The 17,269-nt window shown below is 46.5% G+C and carries 16 protein-coding genes; 3 read left to right on the top strand and 13 right to left on the bottom strand.

Going from position 1 to position 17,269, the window contains the following annotated elements; translation table 11 throughout:
* Positions 1–727: 727 nt before the first annotated feature.
* A complete protein-coding gene (locus QMA09_RS13985; protein ID WP_290213530.1) occupies positions 728–2,008 on the bottom strand; it encodes a mechanosensitive ion channel in 1,281 nt (426 codons plus the stop codon).
* 226 nt (positions 2,009–2,234) lie between these two features.
* On the opposite strand from QMA09_RS13985, the gene QMA09_RS13980 reads away from it, so the two are divergent.
* The 3 genes from QMA09_RS13980 to QMA09_RS13970 all read left to right on the top strand — a co-directional run bounded on the left by QMA09_RS13980 (position 2,235) and on the right by QMA09_RS13970 (position 3,876).
* Complete coding sequence (locus QMA09_RS13980; RefSeq protein WP_290213529.1) at positions 2,235–2,582, top strand: hypothetical protein; 348 nt, start codon at positions 2,235–2,237, stop codon at positions 2,580–2,582.
* Positions 2,583–2,828: 246 nt separating this feature from the next.
* Entirely contained in the window at positions 2,829–2,996 is a 168-nt protein-coding gene (locus tag QMA09_RS13975; protein WP_175580290.1) for a hypothetical protein, read from the top strand.
* 79 nt (positions 2,997–3,075) lie between these two features.
* The gene (locus QMA09_RS13970; RefSeq protein ID WP_290213528.1) at positions 3,076–3,876 is read left to right on the top strand and encodes a ZIP family metal transporter; all 801 of its coding nucleotides are present in this window, start codon (positions 3,076–3,078) and stop codon (positions 3,874–3,876) included.
* Positions 3,877–4,099: 223 nt separating this feature from the next.
* Here the strand turns inward: QMA09_RS13970 and QMA09_RS13965 are convergent, their stop codons facing one another.
* From QMA09_RS13965 to QMA09_RS13910, 12 genes are all read right to left on the bottom strand, one after another.
* Positions 4,100–4,705: a TetR/AcrR family transcriptional regulator gene (locus tag QMA09_RS13965; RefSeq protein WP_290213527.1), complete on the bottom strand. Its 606-nt coding sequence runs from the start codon at positions 4,703–4,705 to the stop codon at positions 4,100–4,102.
* A gap of 273 nt (positions 4,706–4,978) precedes the next feature.
* Positions 4,979–6,394 carry a sensor histidine kinase gene (locus QMA09_RS13960; protein ID WP_290213526.1) on the bottom strand — a complete coding sequence of 472 codons (1,416 nt, stop codon included), beginning with the start codon at positions 6,392–6,394 and terminating at the stop codon, positions 4,979–4,981.
* Positions 6,381–7,058, bottom strand: a complete 678-nt coding sequence (locus QMA09_RS13955) for a response regulator transcription factor (protein WP_135502867.1) — start codon at positions 7,056–7,058, stop codon at positions 6,381–6,383. The genes QMA09_RS13960 and QMA09_RS13955 overlap by 14 nt, the downstream gene beginning before the upstream one ends.
* 258 nt (positions 7,059–7,316) lie before the next feature.
* Positions 7,317–8,558: a serpin family protein gene (locus QMA09_RS13950; RefSeq protein WP_290213525.1), complete on the bottom strand. Its 1,242-nt coding sequence runs from the start codon at positions 8,556–8,558 to the stop codon at positions 7,317–7,319.
* A 106-nt stretch (positions 8,559–8,664) separates the two neighbouring features.
* Complete coding sequence (locus QMA09_RS13945; protein WP_135502863.1) at positions 8,665–9,315, bottom strand: vWA domain-containing protein; 651 nt, start codon at positions 9,313–9,315, stop codon at positions 8,665–8,667.
* A 110-nt stretch (positions 9,316–9,425) separates the two neighbouring features.
* A complete protein-coding gene (locus QMA09_RS13940; protein WP_135502861.1) occupies positions 9,426–10,049 on the bottom strand; it encodes a flavodoxin family protein in 624 nt (207 codons plus the stop codon).
* A gap of 103 nt (positions 10,050–10,152) precedes the next feature.
* A complete protein-coding gene (locus QMA09_RS13935; RefSeq protein ID WP_290213524.1) occupies positions 10,153–11,121 on the bottom strand; it encodes a macro domain-containing protein in 969 nt (322 codons plus the stop codon).
* Positions 11,122–11,144: 23 nt separating this feature from the next.
* A complete protein-coding gene (locus QMA09_RS13930; RefSeq protein WP_290213523.1) occupies positions 11,145–11,990 on the bottom strand; it encodes a nucleotidyltransferase domain-containing protein in 846 nt (281 codons plus the stop codon).
* Positions 11,991–12,125: 135 nt separating this feature from the next.
* Positions 12,126–13,202, bottom strand: coding sequence for a D-xylose ABC transporter substrate-binding protein (gene xylF, locus QMA09_RS13925; protein ID WP_290213522.1), 1,077 nt, complete (start codon positions 13,200–13,202; stop codon positions 12,126–12,128).
* Between the two features lie 17 nt (positions 13,203–13,219).
* On the bottom strand, positions 13,220–14,767 hold the full coding sequence (locus tag QMA09_RS13920; protein WP_290213521.1) for a response regulator: 1,548 nt from the start codon (positions 14,765–14,767) through the stop codon (positions 13,220–13,222).
* Entirely contained in the window at positions 14,742–16,205 is a 1,464-nt protein-coding gene (locus tag QMA09_RS13915) for a sensor histidine kinase (protein WP_290213520.1), read from the bottom strand. The genes QMA09_RS13920 and QMA09_RS13915 overlap by 26 nt, the downstream gene beginning before the upstream one ends.
* On the bottom strand, positions 16,205–17,182 hold the full coding sequence (locus QMA09_RS13910) for a substrate-binding domain-containing protein (RefSeq protein WP_290213519.1): 978 nt from the start codon (positions 17,180–17,182) through the stop codon (positions 16,205–16,207). Before QMA09_RS13910 ends, QMA09_RS13915 begins: the two co-directional genes overlap by 1 nt.
* Between the last annotated feature and the right edge of the window lie 87 nt (positions 17,183–17,269).

The following is a 17,269-nucleotide window of genomic DNA, read 5'->3' as shown; positions in this document are numbered from 1 at the left end:
AAAAATATTTTTCAAACTATATTCAGAGCTTTTTTTAATAGAGTGTTATGTTTCTATATAATTAATTGTGACTATTATCACACGTAAGAAAATTCTGGATATACACTTGTTTAACCAGTTCTTTTAGCCACCACCTAAAAATTTTAAAATCAACGGAAAAAACCAGACAGTGTTTAACCACTGCCTGGTTTTAGCTTGTTGATAAAAATAAATCCTTTTTTGATGGAGTCGATATTTCGCAAAACAGCTCCGCTTGCCGCGGGCGAGCGCCAAGCCTCCTCAGTCGCTTCGCTCCCTGCGGGGTCTCAGCTGTCTCGTCGCTACGCTGCCCCGCAGGCAAGACTTACCCGAAGCCTGCGAGGGCAAGTCTTTGCGACGAAGTGCGCAGCACTGCAGGAGCAGTACGGTTTTCTCCGCTATTTTGCTTCATATCTGGAGAACAGGAATGAAACTACAGAAAGTGTATCTTTCGTGTTTTTCAGTAAAAGAAATAACTCGCTACTGAGAGATACTTTGGAATGAAGCGGAAGGCGGCGACTCCAGCGGGCGCAGCGATGCAGGAGCAGCTCTTTTTCCAGCGACGAGGAGACTGAAGCCAGGCCCGCGGAACGCGTCCGCCTGAAGCGAAATGCATAACAACCATCTATGTTTCTCTACAGTCTAAAAGCCGGGCTGTGTTAAACCACTGCCCGGCTTTAGTGCTCATTACTCTTTTTTAAAGAAATCCTTAGAAACTTCTGTAGTCGTCGTTTGTCGGCGGATTCGGTTTCTTTTCTTCCGCTTCCGCTTTTGCTTCAAATTTCTCCAATTGGCGTTTTGCCATATCGCGGCCTCCGATGCCGAATGCGATCGCAAATGCGACTGCAAGTCCAGCTACGATGAAGAGGAATGCCAGATTGACGATATTCGTTGCAAAGTTCAATTGATCCAAAGTCATGAAGACAGCCATGATGATGATGGCATATTTCACGATGCCGCCCGTCATCCGGTTGCCGGATGATTTAGTGATGTAATTGCCCAATAGGTTTGCACCGACAATACCGATGCCCAGAATGATCAATGCGCTCAATACAAGCGGCAGGTAACTGATGATCGCAGAGCCGATATTATTCAATACATCCAATTGCAAGACGTTCAAAGCTTCGACTGTGAAGAAAATGATGATCAAAACTTGAACTGTTTTACCGATGATTTTCGCTAAATCAAAGGTTGGCACGTTCGGATTGCTGCTGGTGTTCAAGTAATTTGACACATTGTCGATTCCCGTGCCTTTCAACAAGCTAGTGAGAAGGTCTCCGATAAATTTCGCAATCATGACACCAACGATGATCAGAATGATCGCCACGAAGATATTCGGAATCATGTTCAGCACTTGGTTCAGCATAGAAGTGATCGGCTGTGAAATCGATTCGATTTCAAGCGTCTCAAGCGCTATTGTGACAATCGGAATGAGAATGATGATGAAAGCGACATTCCCCAAAACATTGGCAAGTGTATTCTTATCGCTCGCCGACATTTTTTTCGGAGTGTCCGTCTTATTTGTCAGCTTATTGAACCAACGGTCGATGTTCACCGTTGCAAGGAGCGTAACAACAAGATTCTTTACAAATTTTGCGATGAAGAAACCTAGAACCAAAATGATCGTAGCCATCAAGAGATTAGGCAGGAAGGCCAGCAATTTGTCCATCATATTGGAAATCGGTCTTGCAACTGCTCCCATGTTCAATTGTTCAAAGACGCTTGGCAGGAAGAGGATAAACACTAAATAATAGAAGATTTTACCGATGGAATCGAGCTTTGAGTCTGCATCCTCCACTGTTTTCGCCATGTGGCCTTTGACCATTGCCCGGTCCGCACCGACTTTCTTCAATCCTTTTTGGAAAATCATGCGTACGATGGTTGCAACTACCCATGCGACCAATAACAAAAGGATTGCGCCCAGGATGTTCGGCAGGAAATTGACAACGTTGTACCACATGTCCCGAAATGCAACTGTAATGTCATTCATTTTCATTTCTCCTTTCAGTTTGTATTTTCAGCAAAGTAAAATAATTGCTACTATTATATTCCCCTTTTTTCGAAAATAAACCCAATTCCGCTAACTATTCAGAAATTTTCCCTACTTATGGCCTGATGCTTTTTACGCTTCTTCTCTTTCCCTCTCCGATGTTTAGGATTTATGCCATGCGGAATAATAAGAAGGCATACTCTTATAGGAAAGCAGGGATTATATTATGGAAGAAACCACCGTAGAATTGCCGACTGGCCAATCGAAAACCCAAGCCAATACACCCGATTCCATCAATCAGGAAATCGAGCGCCAAATCGAAGCGAATGTGGGGTATTTCAAGCGCCAAAGCAACGAGGCCATTAAAGAACGGATCGACAGCCTGGATCGTGAATGGGATGCGGGGCGTGCAGTATCTGGCATGAATGCAGCGCTAGCGATTGCAGGAACTGGGCTGGCATTGGCTGGCAATAAAAAATGGCATTACCTGACAGCAGCTGCTGGCGCAGGGATTGCTGAGCTGGAGCCCGCCTCTGGCAGTAGCCAGAAGAATGCGGATCCGGACTCGAAATGAGATCAAGCTCGAAAAACAAGCATTGGAAAATTTACTGAACCAGCCTTTTTAACCCGATCGTTAAAGGCCCGCTGACCAACGTGCGGGCCTTTTTATTTTTTTCATTTCAGGTTTAAAGGAAGATGAAAGAAGGAATAAACCTATCAAACATTATAATTGCTGTTTTCTAAGCGAATTTTATATAATGGAATTATAACGGTGAAGGGGATGAGCAAAGTGAGCATGGAGACAATTAGAGGATCAAGCATGGTCATAAAAATGACGCGCACTTTAATGGAAGAAGGTTGGGCCTTCATATCCAATGAATCGAATGTTGTGGTCAGAGCAGAGCATCAAGCTACAGGCGAAGCCATCTCCTTCAATTCCGCCGGCAACCTAAAACGCTGGCTGTACGAAAAAGCTTTAAGTTATTAACCCATAGAAACCGCTAATTCTTCAGTGAATTAGCGGTTTTTTAGATTTCACAAATCCAGATAAGAGGATGTGATGATTTTTGGTTGAGTGGTTGATCGCCTTGCCTCCGGTCATGCAGGCGTTTCTTGCATCGCTTTTCACTTGGGGTGTTACAGCAATCGGTGCTGCTACTGTATTCTTCGTTAAACACATCCATCTGAAAATCATGGATGCTATGCTGGGGTTTGCAGGAGGAGTCATGATTGCTGCGAGCTTTTGGTCCCTGCTGGCTCCTGCGATAGCTATGGCGGAACAAGCGCACATACGCCCTGCATGGCTTATTAGTGCTGCAGGCTTTCTAGCAGGCGGCTTGTTCATTTTCATTTTGAACCGGTACATCCCGCACCAGCACCCATCCGACAAAAATATCCCGCCAAGCGCAAATCGAAGCCGGCTTTTGGTGCTGGCAATCACTTTGCACAATATCCCGGAAGGCCTCGCTGTTGGCGTTGCCTTCGGTGCTGTGGCGGCCGGCTATCAAGAAGCATCAATCGCAGGAGCCGTCGCTTTGGCAATCGGCATTGGGCTGCAGAACTTCCCTGAAGGAATTGCGGTGGCAATGCCGATCCGCCTTGAAGGAAAGTCCCGCTTGAAAAGCTTTCTCTACGGACAGGCATCGGCGCTTGTCGAGCCGGTTGCGGCGGTGATCGGCGCTTTAGCGGTCAGCATGATGCAGCCGCTGCTGCCGTATGCATTAAGTTTCGCTGCTGGCGCAATGATTTTCGTCGTCGCAGAAGAAGTGATTCCAGGTTCACGGGAAAACGGCAATCATGGACTTGCTGCAAACAGCCTGCTCATCGGCTTTGCGGTTATGATGATGCTTGATGTCGCATTAAGCTGAATAACACTGAATCCAATTAATTTAGTATTAAATATAAATATTATGTAATCTAAATTTAGTATGCATTATTTTGTATAAATCATAGATTATCTATACAAATGAGTAGTTCTAGCAATTGTATTCCTCAAACATACCTGCTTCCCTTATCGATTAGCTGAATACAAGCAAAAAAATCTGCAGCCTATACCCTGGCTGCAGATTTTTTGTTAAACTGGCGTAGTGGTCATTTCGGCTCGCTGAAACTTTCGGTGGAGATTGAATTCAAATGATAACGTATAAGCCTTTTGATTTTCGCCTCTTCGGCTTCTGCAGGATTCGCTAGGCTTATCATAGCCAGCCCATCCAACAATGCTGACAAACGCTCAGTTTCAAGCTCTAGATCCGCATTCTTCACTATTAAATTTAATAGTGCTAAATACGAGATGACATTTTTCGCTGCCGAATAGGCGGCGTCCGGTACCTTTCCAATGCTTTCAGCATCTTGCGTGCACGCCATCTTCAAACTCAACCTGACTGATGTTTCAAGCATGGGTTCTTCCCTTGACGGCAGCAGGCAAAGCAACACACGAAGAATTTTCTCTTTCGGCTGCACATCGTCCTGGAATATGGTGTCGATTTTTTCCGCCAATCTGGCATGGACCAGTTGATTGGCATAGGCCAATAATTCATTTTGCGCCGAAAAATAATAGCGCATTGCTCCGAGTGATAATCCGGCCTCCTTCGCAATATTTCTGGCTGACGCTTTTTGCATACCTTGTTGCATAATAACTCTCCACGCGGCTTCGGCAATTGCTTGTTTTTGTTTTGGGTGATCCATTAGTTTCGGCATGACTCTATTCTATCAGAATAATAGTAATTTTCAAATAATTCAGTACAGTTGTATTAAATTATTTATTGCTCTCTTTTTTTATTAATACGGTCGTACTGCTATATACGCACCCATTCTCGCTTCTTGTGGATAACCCCGCCTGCCTGTGGGTTTCTTTCCACAGCTCACGAGATGCCGCTATGGGCGGCTTTTCGGGAGCTGCGGCAAAATAAAAACACCCTTGAATCCTAGCCATTAGCTGGATGGATTCAAGGGTGTTTCTTTAGAGCAAAATCATTCCATTTCCTTTTCTGTGAAATAGACATTCCGTTTTTGCAGTTCTTCCGGCAATGCGCCGAACGGGATATGGACCTTGAAGACAGTCCCCTCCCCTTCCGTACTGTCGACGCCAATTGTTCCGCCTTGCATGTCGACAATCGATTTTGCAATGGATAAGCCGAGGCCATAGCCGCCTTCTTTGCGTGAGCGTGCCTTATCAGCGCGGTAAAAACGCTCGAAAATTTTATCCCGGTCTCCCGGCGCCATTCCGATGCCGTTGTCTTTCACAGTTAATGACAGCTCCCCTTGCCTTTTCTTATGTTCCACTGAAAGTGCGATTTGCACCTTGCCACCGCTTGGTGTGTATTTAATGGCATTTTCCCCTAGGATATACAGCAATTGTGTTAAGCGATCGCTGTCTCCTTGGACAAAGATCTCATCGTTCGCATCAAGCTCCAGCTGAATCCCTTTCCTTGCGCTCAATTCGCTCAGCGAAGCCATCACTTGCGCTGCTGCCGGCCTGAAGTTGAACCATTCCTTTTTCACTTCAAGGACAGCCTGGTCGGAATCGGACCGGGCCAAAGCCAGCAATTCCGTAATCAGTTTCGACATCCGTTTGACTTCGTGTTTTAAGGTCGTTTGAATTTTTTTCGAGAAGGGGCTATTGCCGCTCTCCATTTCCAATGCTTCTACTGCAGACAGGATCACGCTGAGCGGTGTCCGCAATTCATGTGATGCATTTGACACAAACTCCCGCTGCACATTATAAGCTTGCTCGACAGGAATCATCGCCCGCTTTGCCATCCAGCGGCTCAATAACACACCAATTAACGCAAAAAGCAGCGCAACTCCGCTGAAGACGATAATTAGCCATTGCATGACTGATTTGTAAAAGCTATTGTCGATTCCCATGTACATCATAGCGATACGGTTCCCGTCATGGTAAACCGGCCGAGCCAGCACCAGCACTTCCCGTTCAAAATCCTGGAAGTCGGCAAAAAGCGGATCGTCTTTCGGGATATCGATCGGAAAACGTTTTATTTCGATGTCTTCTGTGACCCAATTATCGATCAAGTCCAGATAAAGAAAGCGCAGCTCTTCGTAATCATCCTGGTTGATCATCAAATCGCCTGAGTTGTCAGTGATGTAATAAAACACGTGATTTTCCGCAAGCACTCTGCGCTCCTGCTCCCGCCAGGCTCCTCCGCTGCCATAAAGAGCACGTTCAGCCATCGATACTTCCCTATCGGATAACAAGGTGAGCGTCTTCTCCTGATCCTGCTTCAATTCGACATAAAAAACCGACAGGGTAAAAAGCACAAAAACGAAGAGAAACGCGATGATGGCCAGACTGTAAAAAAGCGTCAGCCGATTGCGCGTCCGGGAAAAGACATCTTTGCTTTTGGTTTTGTTGGCATCAGGTTTTTTCAATTTTATAGCCTACTCCCCTGATTGTTTCGATCAGGCTTTCGCCTTCATCGGCATCAACTTTTTTCCTCAGCAGTTTCATCGTGGCGTCGATCGTCTTCATCGACACGTCTGTATCGAACCCCCAAATGCGGTCAAATATCAATTCACGGGTTAAAACCTTGCCCCGATTTTGTACAAGCATATCCAACAGCTCGAACTCACGGGGCGTCAAGCTGATCTGTTCTTCATTGCGGCACACGCTATGGGAAGTCCGGTTGATTTTAAGTCCATTAAATTCTACGATTTCTTCCTGCAAAGGTGAAAACGTGCGCCTGGCCAATGCACGCAACCGGGCCCATAATTCCTCGATTTCAAAAGGCTTTACCAGATAATCATCTGCTCCTGCATCAAGGCCTTCCACCCGGTCGCTGAGGGAGTCTTTCGCCGTCAGCATCAGTACAGCGCCGCTATAGCCATTTTTCCGAAGCTTTTTGCAAATTTCAACGCCATCGCCATTCGGCATCATCCAATCCAATACAATAACATCGTAAAAAGAAGCACGCGCGTAATCGTAGGCATCTTCGCCTTCCATCACCCAGTCTACTGACTTTGCCCCTTTTTTCTTCAGTAAATGCACTGTCAATTCCCCCAACATCTCATCATCTTCCGCCAAAAGCACCTTCATCCCAAACACCCCTTCCGCCCGTCAATCTTCCTTCTCTCTATATTAGAACATATTCAAATGAAAAATAGATGAAATTTTCAGAAACCCATCATTTAAGAAAATTTACCATGGATAACAAGGAAATGGTAGCATTTAGGTCGATTTAATTTCACCTCCCTCTAAAATGCATTAGTATAACTGCAGCCAGTCAATTAAAACCATTAACTTCAAAAAACCGCTAAGCCATAACTTAGCGGAGAAAGAATTATCCAGCTTATTTCATTTTGCCGCTAGCGGGTCGCGGATCGCCCCCATGAAGAGGATTGCCCCTGTCTGTTCATCGCTGATGGCGATGTAAAACGGCCGATCCACCACCATCGACACTGCCTCTGGCCCCGCCGATTCTGTAACGATATCAATTTGAGTTGCTGCAGCTGCCTCCGTTCCTTTTTCATCCACTTCTACGAAATTTTTTTGCTTCACTAAGCTGATCCAAAGCGGGTCATCTTCTTCGATTATTTTTGAAAAGTTCGCTCCTTTTTGAAAGGCTGTCGCCATTCCCAGCTTTTTCAACACATCATTCAGCTCAACTTCATAAGAGAGCTGGAACTTCGGCATTTGGATCGACACGGGCTGTTCACTGAATCCGGTTTTCCAGCTTTCCCACTTTTCACTGGTCAAGGACTCTGTAAATTCTGCAAGCGTTGTCCCTTCCGCCGGCAGGAATACATTCATAGTCATCTCCCCTTCACCGTAAGGCAAAGCAACTGCCTGGAATTCATCGGTTTCCATATAATCCAGCACCGTTTCCATCTGCATGAATTGCTTTTCCTCGGTTTCTCCATTTTCACTGTAAAATGGAGCTGCCGCAGTTTGTTTTTCATCAAATTCAAATTGCCAGTCGGCGTTGAAGTAAATGGCGTTCAGCAGCATGACCACAAGATCGGGGTTAAGCGGATCGGCTACCATGTCTTTTATCTTACCTGCTGTCGCATCGTCCACCCAGCCATTGATTTTATCCGCTGTCCCTGCTGCAGTGACATCAATCACTTCGAGTTCGGCGTTAAAATAATCCTGGTTGCTATTGGCAAACCCTTCTTGCAATTGAAATTCGCCATTCAGCCACATCGAGTTCGCGACATTCAACGTGATTGCTTCTGACTCTTTATCAAGCATTGCGAGGAGCGAAGCATTCGCCCGGTTCATGCCTTCAGCATCCAGTTCAGTGTGCAGCACGTCGGCAATTTCTTCTTTCGTTTTGCCGTCCGCTCCGTTATAGGCCATCGCCAATGCCATGTAGAGGCTTGTAGGGGAAATGAATGCATTGCCGCTGTTGTCAGGTTTGATTTCAGGCAGCACCGCCATACCCAAAGCATTGCCGGACAAGGTGATGTTTTGGTAATCGTCTTTTCCGAATTCCACATCGTCAGCTACGTTGGTGCCTGTAGAATTTCCGGGTTGGCCACATCCGCTCACAAATATGATCAACACCCCAATTGCTCCAAACAGCAGTTTTTTCATCTTGTATCCCCCCTTATACTTGAGTAGACTCGCTAGATGCTTTAAAAGTTTCAGCAAACCAAAAGCCGCTTCAGCATATGTGGCTGAAGCGGCTTAAAACAGGAGCTTATTGGCGTTTCCGTTTAATGAAATCGGCTTCGATGTCTTTTTTCCATTGGCCGTCGAGTTTTTCGTTGTGGCGGAACGAAGTTACCGCTTCGCTCAACACATTAAAATTCAATTCGGTGCCTTCCGCATCTGCATGGTAATCAGCTGCGAATTCTTTGCCAATGCCGAATTTCTCTGCGGCCGCAGCGGCGTCGATATTGGCGCCCAGGAAAATGAACTCCCACATGAATTCTTCTTTTTGGCGGGCGATCAAAGCCTTGATCTTCTCATGTGTATATTCACAGCTGGCATTTTCCATGCCGTCCGTTGTGATGACAAAAATCACTTTTGCGGCGCGTTCTTGCTCAGTGGTGCTTTTTTGGACATTGCGTATTTTTTGGATAGTCGCGCCGACTGCGTCCAGCAGCGCTGTCGTACCGCTGACTTCGTATTCTTTTTCCGTGATCGGCCGAACGCCGTTCAGTGGTATGCGGTCGTGCAGCAGCTCATAGCCATGATTGAACAGCACCGTAGTGACCCGTGCATCGCCAGACTCTTTTTTCTGCTTGGCGATCAGCGCGTTGAAGCCGCCGACCGTGTCGCTTTCAAGTCCGGCCATCGAGCCGCTTTTGTCCAAGATGAATACCAATTCCGTCATTTCGTTGTTCATGTTTTTTCCTCCTCAAGTTGTTTTGTCTACAACTTCAGGATACGATTTCCGGAGAGGCGAGAGGTCGCTTTACAAGCGACAAATAATTAAACGTGTGCATGTAGATGTATTTATTCCAGTGTATTGCCTTGTGCAGGAATGGGATTGTTTTTCAACATGCCGGCTAAATGGTAGGTATTATACGCCAGGCGTTCGATAGCGGATTTCGTGAATTCATTGTCCCGCCCGGCTTCGATATACGATGCACCCGGACCTGCTTCGCCTACCCAGTAAGCATCAACATTCGGCGGAATGACGAATCCGATATGGGACAAGCCATATAAGATCGAAGCCGCTGCGTGCTTGGCCCCGTCTTCGTTTCCGGTAATGACCGTTCCGCCGACTTTGTTATAAAAAATCGATTGGCCTTTATCATTGGTTGAGCTGCTGCTGCCATAGAGGCGCTCGATCGCCAATGTGGCAATCGAACTTTTTTCGCCGAGCCATAACGGGGTGCCGATGATGACAATATCCGCCGCCTTGACTTTTTCGAAGATTTCCGGCCATTGGTCATCGCCGCCTAAATCTTCTTCGATGCCATAGCCGATGGTCCAATCGGCGAGCCGGATAATTTCCGATTCAACGCCTAACTGATTGAAATGGGTTTGCACATCGTGGATAAATCCTTCCGTATTCGAAGTTTCGTCCGAACTTTTTAATGAGCAATTCAAAAAAACCGCTTTTAATGTCTGCATCTTGCATCATCCTTTCCATATCGAGCTTTTCTCTTTATCTAAGTTCCCTGTCCGGAATCCATTAAACAAAGAGAGGCTGCTGTTTCATGGAAAGGCATTCGGATCACGCGCCCAAAAGCGCTTGATTGAAAGAAAATAAGGCTTCATTGATTTCGTATATATCGTACTTTTCATGGACGATGAAATACTCGATGATGACATCGAATTTATTGCTGCGCGACAAGGCATAGCCCGCGCTTTCCAATAATTCCTCGGTTTCATCCAGATCAAGTTCCAGCGCAATGGCAAAAGCGATGATTGTTTTTTTCATCGGCGTGTAGGAAGGTGAATTTCTTATTTTAGAAAACAGCTTGCGGTCGACGTTGGCTTTTTTATACGTTTCAACATCTTCCATGCCTTTTTCATCAATAAAACGCAGCAAACGCACTGAAAACGGCTCATTGATGTCAGCCAGAAAGTCTTCAAGAGAAGCCGGAATTTTTGTCTCAGCCTCGTGAAGAATAACTTCTTGTTCCAAACGCGGATAGCGGACAGCCATTTCCTCGACGTAATGTTCATCAATATAGGAATTGATGGAATCGGCCAGCGCTTCGCTGATAACAAAGGATTTTTGGTCGAAGACGACCAGGTAGACCAGCATCTCGTGATCCTGCAGGAATCTGCGGATTTCTGAAACGGCAACTTCCAAAGCTTGATCTTTTGGGTAGCCGTAAATCCCTGATGAGATAAGCGGAAAAGCGATCGATTCGCAGCCCAACTCCTGCGCCAAATTGAGGGACGTTGAATAGGCGGACCGCAAAAGCCGTTCTTCTCCTTGTCCGCCGCCTTGCCATACGGGGCCTACTGCATGAATGACATAGCGCGCCTGCAGGTTGAATGCCGGCGTCGCCACCGCGTTCCCTGTCGGACAATCGCCGATCTCTTTGCACGCTGCCTGCATTTCACTGGCGCCGGCCCCTTGGAATATAGCTCCACACACGCCGCCTCCCATCTGAAGGTTTGAATTTGCTGCGTTGACGATGGCATCGACGTGCATTTTTGTTAAATCGTTCCTGATTATTTCCAAAGGCATTGCGTCCACTCCCTGATCTTCGATTAATAGGCCATGCGCAGAATACGGTCCATAAGCTCCCGGTTTTCTTCAATGCCGACTTTTTGGCTCAATACGCCATTCAGGCGGAGAATTTCGGGCACCGTCTGTTCGAGGACTGCCATGATGTCCTCGGTATTGCGGCCTGATTGCCATTGGCTCAGAAGCGCCAATTCCCGTTCGTTCAAATCGCTTCTGCCGCCTTCGACTTTTGACCAGCTGCTGAAAGCGCCGTCAAAATGCTGTTCCATTTCCATGAACCAGCCTGAGACAATGTACCTGAGCAGCCGGTCCAAGTTTGCCGCTGCGTAATAGGATTCATTGCGCATGGCAGCCCGGTAGGTTTCGTGCGCAAAAGCGAGGACTTTGCCTTTCCACATTTCCACTTCTTCTATAGACACTTGATAAATTTTATGTGCTGATGCGGCCAATATCTCTTTCAAGATATCATCCGGATCATAGAGGATTTGGGCTTTTTGGAGCCAATGCGACGGTTTGATTTCGTCCGGGGCATGATACCAGCTATCGATTTTCACAAAACAGCTATAATGGCTGACGATATACGGAGCTACCGGGTTAATGCCTTCGTGAAACAGCACCTCTCCCCATCGTTCCGATCTTGTTTTCTTATTCAGGATGAATTCCGCTTTACGGCCGGCTTTGACGATAATATGCAAATCGATGTCCGAATATTGGTCATGTGTTTTCTTTGCCAATGAACCGCTCAGGTAAACCGCCAGGACATTTTTGTCGGCCGTCAAATCTTCCATGCATTTCTCCAAAAGCTGTTGGCGCTTTGCGGGCAAAAGGGCATCTCGTTCTTGGTGCCTGCTGAAAAATTCCGCTGCCATCTTTTCCCTCCTTCTTGGATGCAGCTGAAGCGCTGTGTCCATCCTGAAATGTTTTCACTAATGTTAACATTAACTCCCAATTAATATAAGCCTTTGCCGCAAAAAAGCCGCCGGAACAAGATCCGGCGGCTGATGCTATTCAATCTGATAGATATCTTCCCGTGAATGGAAGCCATCTTCAATGATTGTTTTGCTAATATTCGACTCGACTACGGCAATCGGGTTCAGCAGAATCGACGGCACTTCGATTTTCCCGTTATTGACCGTCCGGTTGACATCGATGCGCTCGCCTTTCGCTAATTTAATAGCGAGTTCGGCGGCACGCTCAGTCAATATATCAATCGGCTTGTACACTGTCATTGTCTGCGTCCCGACAGCGACGCGCTGGACGCCTGCCAGCTCGGCATCTTGCCCTGCGACCGGCACGACTCCCTTGAGCCCTTGGTCGCCTAATGCCTGGATAGCACCGCCTGCAGTGGCATCATTCGCTGCAATCACCGCATCGACCTTATTATTGTTCGACTGAAGCGCCTGCCCCATATTGATGTAAGCATTTGCCGGCGTCCAATCTTCGGTCCACTGATCATAAGTGACCGTTATATCGCCTTTGTCGATGTATGGTTGCAAAACATTGAATGCCCCTTTCTTCAGCAAATGGGCATTATTGTCCGTCACCGCACCGCCAATGTAAACGTATTTGCCTTTGGGCGCTTGCTTCAGCATTTCCATCGCCTGCAATTCGCCTACCCTTTCGTTATCAAACGAGACGTATAAGTCAATATCTGCATTTTTGACAAGCCTGTCATAAGACAAGACCTTGATGCCAGCGCGATGGGCTTTAGCGACAATCGCGGCGGCTGCTTCAGCATTATGCGGAACGATGACCAAAACGTCGATGCCTTTGTTGATCATCTCTTCTGCTTGGGCAATTTGCAGCGAGTCGTCGCCATTCGCCGCTTGAATTTCAATTTCCGCACCCAGTCTTTCGACTGCCTGCCTGAACAAATTACGGTCTTTCAGCCAGCGCTCTTCTTTCAGCGTATCCATTGAAAAGCCGATTTTCACGGGTTCCCCACTGCTTTCCTCATCCTGCACAGGCGTTTGTTTATGCGTTTCTTCGGGGATAGGCTGTTTGCTGCAGCCTGCGGCCATCAGTAAAGAAATGACGAATACAGATAAAACCAGGAACTTGGTGGATGCCAGTTTTTTCATCTTCAGCAGCCCCTTGCTCATTCCTTGGATCCAACAATCGATTTCCGGTAATCGGTCGGTGATATTCCACACATTTTCTTGAACACCTTGCTGAAGTAATTCGGGTCATGGTAGCCGACTTCAAACGTGATTTCCTTCAAGCTGAGCTCCGGATCGGCAAGCAATTTTTTCGTTTTTTCAATCCTGCATTGGGTCAAAAAATCAATATAATTGATGCCAAGTTTTTCTTTGAACATTTTGCTGATGTAAATCGGGCTCAAATCCACTTGCTTCGCTAAGGCTTCAAGTGAAATGTCTTCGTGCGAATGGTCCATGATAAATTGCCTGATCTGGTGAATTTTATCCGCCTCAAGGCGATTTCCATGCATCAAATATGCATTTTTCAGCAGCGCCATTAATTGGGCGGCTTCTTTTTTCAGCATGCGGTAATCTTTCGGCTGGACGGTGAAATACGGTACGTCCGATTCAATTCCGATTTCTTCCATGATGCGCGAAGTGACCCATAATAATTCCTGCATCCTCTGCTGCGCTATTAAAACTTCTGTGCCCAGCCCTTCATACCGTTCAACTAATGAAGCCGAAACCTGTTCGACACGCTCCCATTCGCCCAGGCGAATCCAGTCAAAGAATTTTCGTTCTTCTTGTTTCAATGAATGTGCACCGCTGCCATGCGCCAATTTTGGGACGTCGGCATAAAATCGGTAGCTATTCCGGTATGCGGCATCCATCGTCGCGATCAATGACTCCTGGTAGGACTGCCTGATTTCTTCCAATGAATGGCAGACATTCCCAAAACCTATAAACCATCCTTTGTCCCCTTTTTCCCGGGCAATTTCGAGCACTTGATTGGCAAGCGCTACCGCCTGGGAACGGAAAGACACGCCTTCATCACGAAAAACGATGATGGGCAATTGCCTGCCGTACATGGCTCCCATCCAAAACCCGCCAGCATTTCTCAGCTTTTCTTTGATCGCCGAATAATTCAGTTCTGTACTTTCCGGAACAATGACGACCATTACGAATTTTTCATCAGAAGGCTGAATTTCCAGCATTTCCATGAGCATATCAATATGCACTTCATGCACATGATCAAATAATAATTGAGTCACTACATCCGTTTCGACTAACGCCAACGCTTTTTGAATGGATTGCTGGTCATGCAGCATCGGATGCCCCCATTGTTCCCGCTGCTTCAGCCGCTCCAATATTTTCCCGAGGGCGTCTGCAATATCACTGGCCTTGCTTGGTTTCAGCAAATAATCCTTGACCCCTAATTTAATGGCTTGGCGGGCATATTCAAACGTTTCAAATGCAGTGACCATAACAAATTGGATATCATCCTCATGTTTTTCCTTGATTGTTGAAATTGCTTCCAACCCTGTCATGCCGGGCATCAGGATATCCATAAAGACGATATCGGGTTTCCAGTCATCTACAATGTCAATGGCGATTTTGCCGTTTTTTGCTTGCTTGATTTCAATGTCCGGAAAAGCTTTTTGCAAGATCGCCTGCATGGCCTGGCGTTCAATTGGTTCGTCATCAACGATCAGCAGCTTCGCCTGCATCTGCAATCCCCCTTGTTTTCGGTAGTTTCAACATGATTTTTGTGCCTCTGCCTTCTTCGCTGTCGATTGAAACGATTGACTCGCGGCTGTAGAACAATGCCAGCCGCTTCATGACATTGGAGAATCCGATGCCAGTTGAATGGCCATTTTCGGGAATGATGGTTCCTTCAAGCAATTGCTTTCGCTTGTCGAAACTCATGCCGCCGCCGCTGTCTTCAATTTCAATCCGGACTTCTTCTTCCTGGTCAATGATGCGAAACCAGATATGGCCTCCATCTTCCTGCGGTTCAATCGCATGGATCACCGCGTTTTCGATGAGCGGCTGCAGTGTCAGCCCTGGTATTTCAATCATCAGGCAGGAGTCGTCCACCTCTGTGTGGAAATGAAGCCGATCTGGAAAACGGGCTTTCTGAATTTCCATATATTGCTTTAAAACGACAACTTCTTCGTAAAGCGTGACGGGACGGTCCATGCGTTTCAAATTGTAGCGGAACAGGCCGGCCACGTTCACCAATAAATCGCTTGTTTCTTCGGACCCTTCCAAATACGCTTTTTTGGACAAGGTGTTTAAGGTATTGAACAGAAAATGCGGATTGATCTGGCTTTGCAGGATGCGCAGCTGGCTTTCCTGCAGCAATAACTTATTTTCCTGCAGCTCGATTTCCAATTGAGCTTTCATCTGCGTTTCAGCAAAAAGGTTATTGACGCTGACGCGCATATTGTCAAAAGTCCTTGCCAGGAACGAAATTTCATCATTGGAATCGACTTTGATCGGCAAATCAAACCTGCCTTTCGATAATTCGTTTGCGGCTTTGCGCAATTGATGGACTGGCCGCGTGATGCTCAACGAGAACAAATACGCCAGCAATAACAGAAATGAAGTCATCATCAGGAAAAGCCAAATGCCCATTTGATTGAGGTCATCGGACTTGGCGATAATATCGCGGTAAAATGACTCGTACGATTTCAATTCCGAATCAATAATCGACAAGGTCATTTCAGAAATATACGTCGATATGCGGTTGGCTTCTGAAAACTCCGCCAGCGATGAATCTGCATCGCCGGCGTTTTGATAACTCACAGAGCGTTCAACCGTCTCTAAAAAACTGTCGATCAGGTTAATGTAATTGGTCAGGATAAAATCATTTTCTTCATTGCGCAGCTCGGACACGGCCGATTGCGCAGCCAACACATTTCTAGTGCTACTGCTCAGACTGCTTTCGTTATTGAATGAAGGGTCAATCAGAAAATTATTCAAATCCGTAATCACTTGCTGGCTTGCATTCGTCACTTCATTCATTTCCAGGTAGCGCTGCAAAATTTCGTTGTATTGGTCTTGCGTTTTTTGGTTATAAAATGTCAGGGTCAACCAAATCGCAATCATAACAAACAGGACGATGGCGACAAGCATCCAGATTTTTTGCTGTATTGTCTTCATCAGGAACCATCCACTCTTTTCACCAATTCAATGTCTGTGATATAGCCTTCTGTATCCAGAGGCTCCGATTCACTGGCTATCCAGTCTATCATCAGTTCAACACTTTTTTTGCCCATTTCCTCTGGCGATTGCCTAATCAATGCATCCACTTCGCCTTGTTCCAACAGCGCTAAAGCATCGGGGCCGTCGTCAAAAGAATAGATGTGATAAGGTTCCACTTGTGTCCGGCGTGAAATCTCCTGCAGCATCGCAGCCAAGTGATTCGCATTGACTGCAACGATGCCTTTGGCGTCCGGGCTTTTGTTCAGAAAGTCCTGGGCAGCAGCAACGACTTGTTCTTTCGAACTGGAGGTTTGGCTGTTCGTTACGGTGACAGCCGGATAAGCTTTAAAAACATCCATCATTCCTGCGATGCGCTGCTGCTGGTAGTATTGGGAATCTTCATCGGACAAGATAATGATTTCGCCCTGGTGTTCCATATCTATCAATAATTCCTTCGCCAGGAGATTGCCTGCATCGAACTGGTCGGAACCGACGTATGTTTTGCGCAAGCTTTCCTGTTTTGGCACGTCGTTTGCAACGGTGATGATGGGAATGCCATAAAATGCCGCTTTTACTTTCGTCAATTCATTGAACGCTTCAGTGTCCAGCCCCTGTACAATGATGCCGTCCATCTTCGAATGAATCGCCAATTCCAATTTTTTCAGAAATTCATCTGAATTCGTGCCGTAGCTGCCCCAAACATCAAGTTGGGCTCCTTCTTCAAGCGCCATATTTTTCGCTCCTGCAGCCACCTCGTCCCAAAATGAAGTTTCCAATTCTTGCGTAATGAGAACAAGACGCGGGCTGCCATTGGTTGTCGAAACCGATTTCGGCAGCTCGGTGCTCGGCCGGAACACTTTTTCTGCGGAAGCGATCGTGAATACCAGAAAGATAGCACTTAATGACAGGAGGACAATGATCACTTTTTTCCTCATGCAAGCTGCCTCCTTTGCTGTAGACTGATATCATCTTACCATTTGAAGAAAAATTCACAATAGCAAGTTTAAACGGCGCCGGGCTCC

Origin of the sequence: Planococcus sp. APC 3906 (genome assembly GCF_030407685.1) — a bacterium.
Taxonomy (GTDB): Bacteria; Bacillota; Bacilli; order Bacillales_A; family Planococcaceae; genus Planococcus; species Planococcus koreensis.
The sequence above is the reverse complement of the archived record's forward strand: the minus strand, read 5'-3'. Positions and strand labels throughout refer to the sequence as shown.

Excerpts from the sequence above, each read along its gene's own strand:
- QMA09_RS13950 (WP_290213525.1), bottom strand. The coding sequence starts at position 8,558 with ATGAAAAAACTGCTGTTTGGAGCAATTGGGGTGTTGATCATATTTGTG.
- QMA09_RS13965 (WP_290213527.1), bottom strand. The coding sequence starts at position 4,705 with ATGCCGAAACTAATGGATCACCCAAAACAAAAACAAGCAATTGCCGAA.
- QMA09_RS13935 (WP_290213524.1), bottom strand. The coding sequence starts at position 11,121 with ATGCCTTTGGAAATAATCAGGAACGATTTAACAAAAATGCACGTCGAT.
- QMA09_RS13920 (WP_290213521.1), bottom strand. The coding sequence starts at position 14,767 with ATGCAGGCGAAGCTGCTGATCGTTGATGACGAACCAATTGAACGCCAG.
- QMA09_RS13930 (WP_290213523.1), bottom strand. The coding sequence starts at position 11,990 with ATGGCAGCGGAATTTTTCAGCAGGCACCAAGAACGAGATGCCCTTTTG.
- QMA09_RS13975 (WP_175580290.1), top strand. The coding sequence starts at position 2,829 with ATGGTCATAAAAATGACGCGCACTTTAATGGAAGAAGGTTGGGCCTTC.
- QMA09_RS13980 (WP_290213529.1), top strand. The coding sequence starts at position 2,235 with ATGGAAGAAACCACCGTAGAATTGCCGACTGGCCAATCGAAAACCCAA.
- QMA09_RS13910 (WP_290213519.1), bottom strand. The coding sequence starts at position 17,182 with ATGAGGAAAAAAGTGATCATTGTCCTCCTGTCATTAAGTGCTATCTTT.
- QMA09_RS13955 (WP_135502867.1), bottom strand. The coding sequence starts at position 7,058 with ATGAAGGTGCTTTTGGCGGAAGATGATGAGATGTTGGGGGAATTGACA.
- QMA09_RS13945 (WP_135502863.1), bottom strand. The coding sequence starts at position 9,315 with ATGAACAACGAAATGACGGAATTGGTATTCATCTTGGACAAAAGCGGC.
- QMA09_RS13940 (WP_135502861.1), bottom strand. The coding sequence starts at position 10,049 with ATGCAGACATTAAAAGCGGTTTTTTTGAATTGCTCATTAAAAAGTTCG.
- QMA09_RS13915 (WP_290213520.1), bottom strand. The coding sequence starts at position 16,205 with ATGAAGACAATACAGCAAAAAATCTGGATGCTTGTCGCCATCGTCCTG.
- xylF (WP_290213522.1), bottom strand. The coding sequence starts at position 13,202 with ATGAAAAAACTGGCATCCACCAAGTTCCTGGTTTTATCTGTATTCGTC.
- QMA09_RS13985 (WP_290213530.1), bottom strand. The coding sequence starts at position 2,008 with ATGAATGACATTACAGTTGCATTTCGGGACATGTGGTACAACGTTGTC.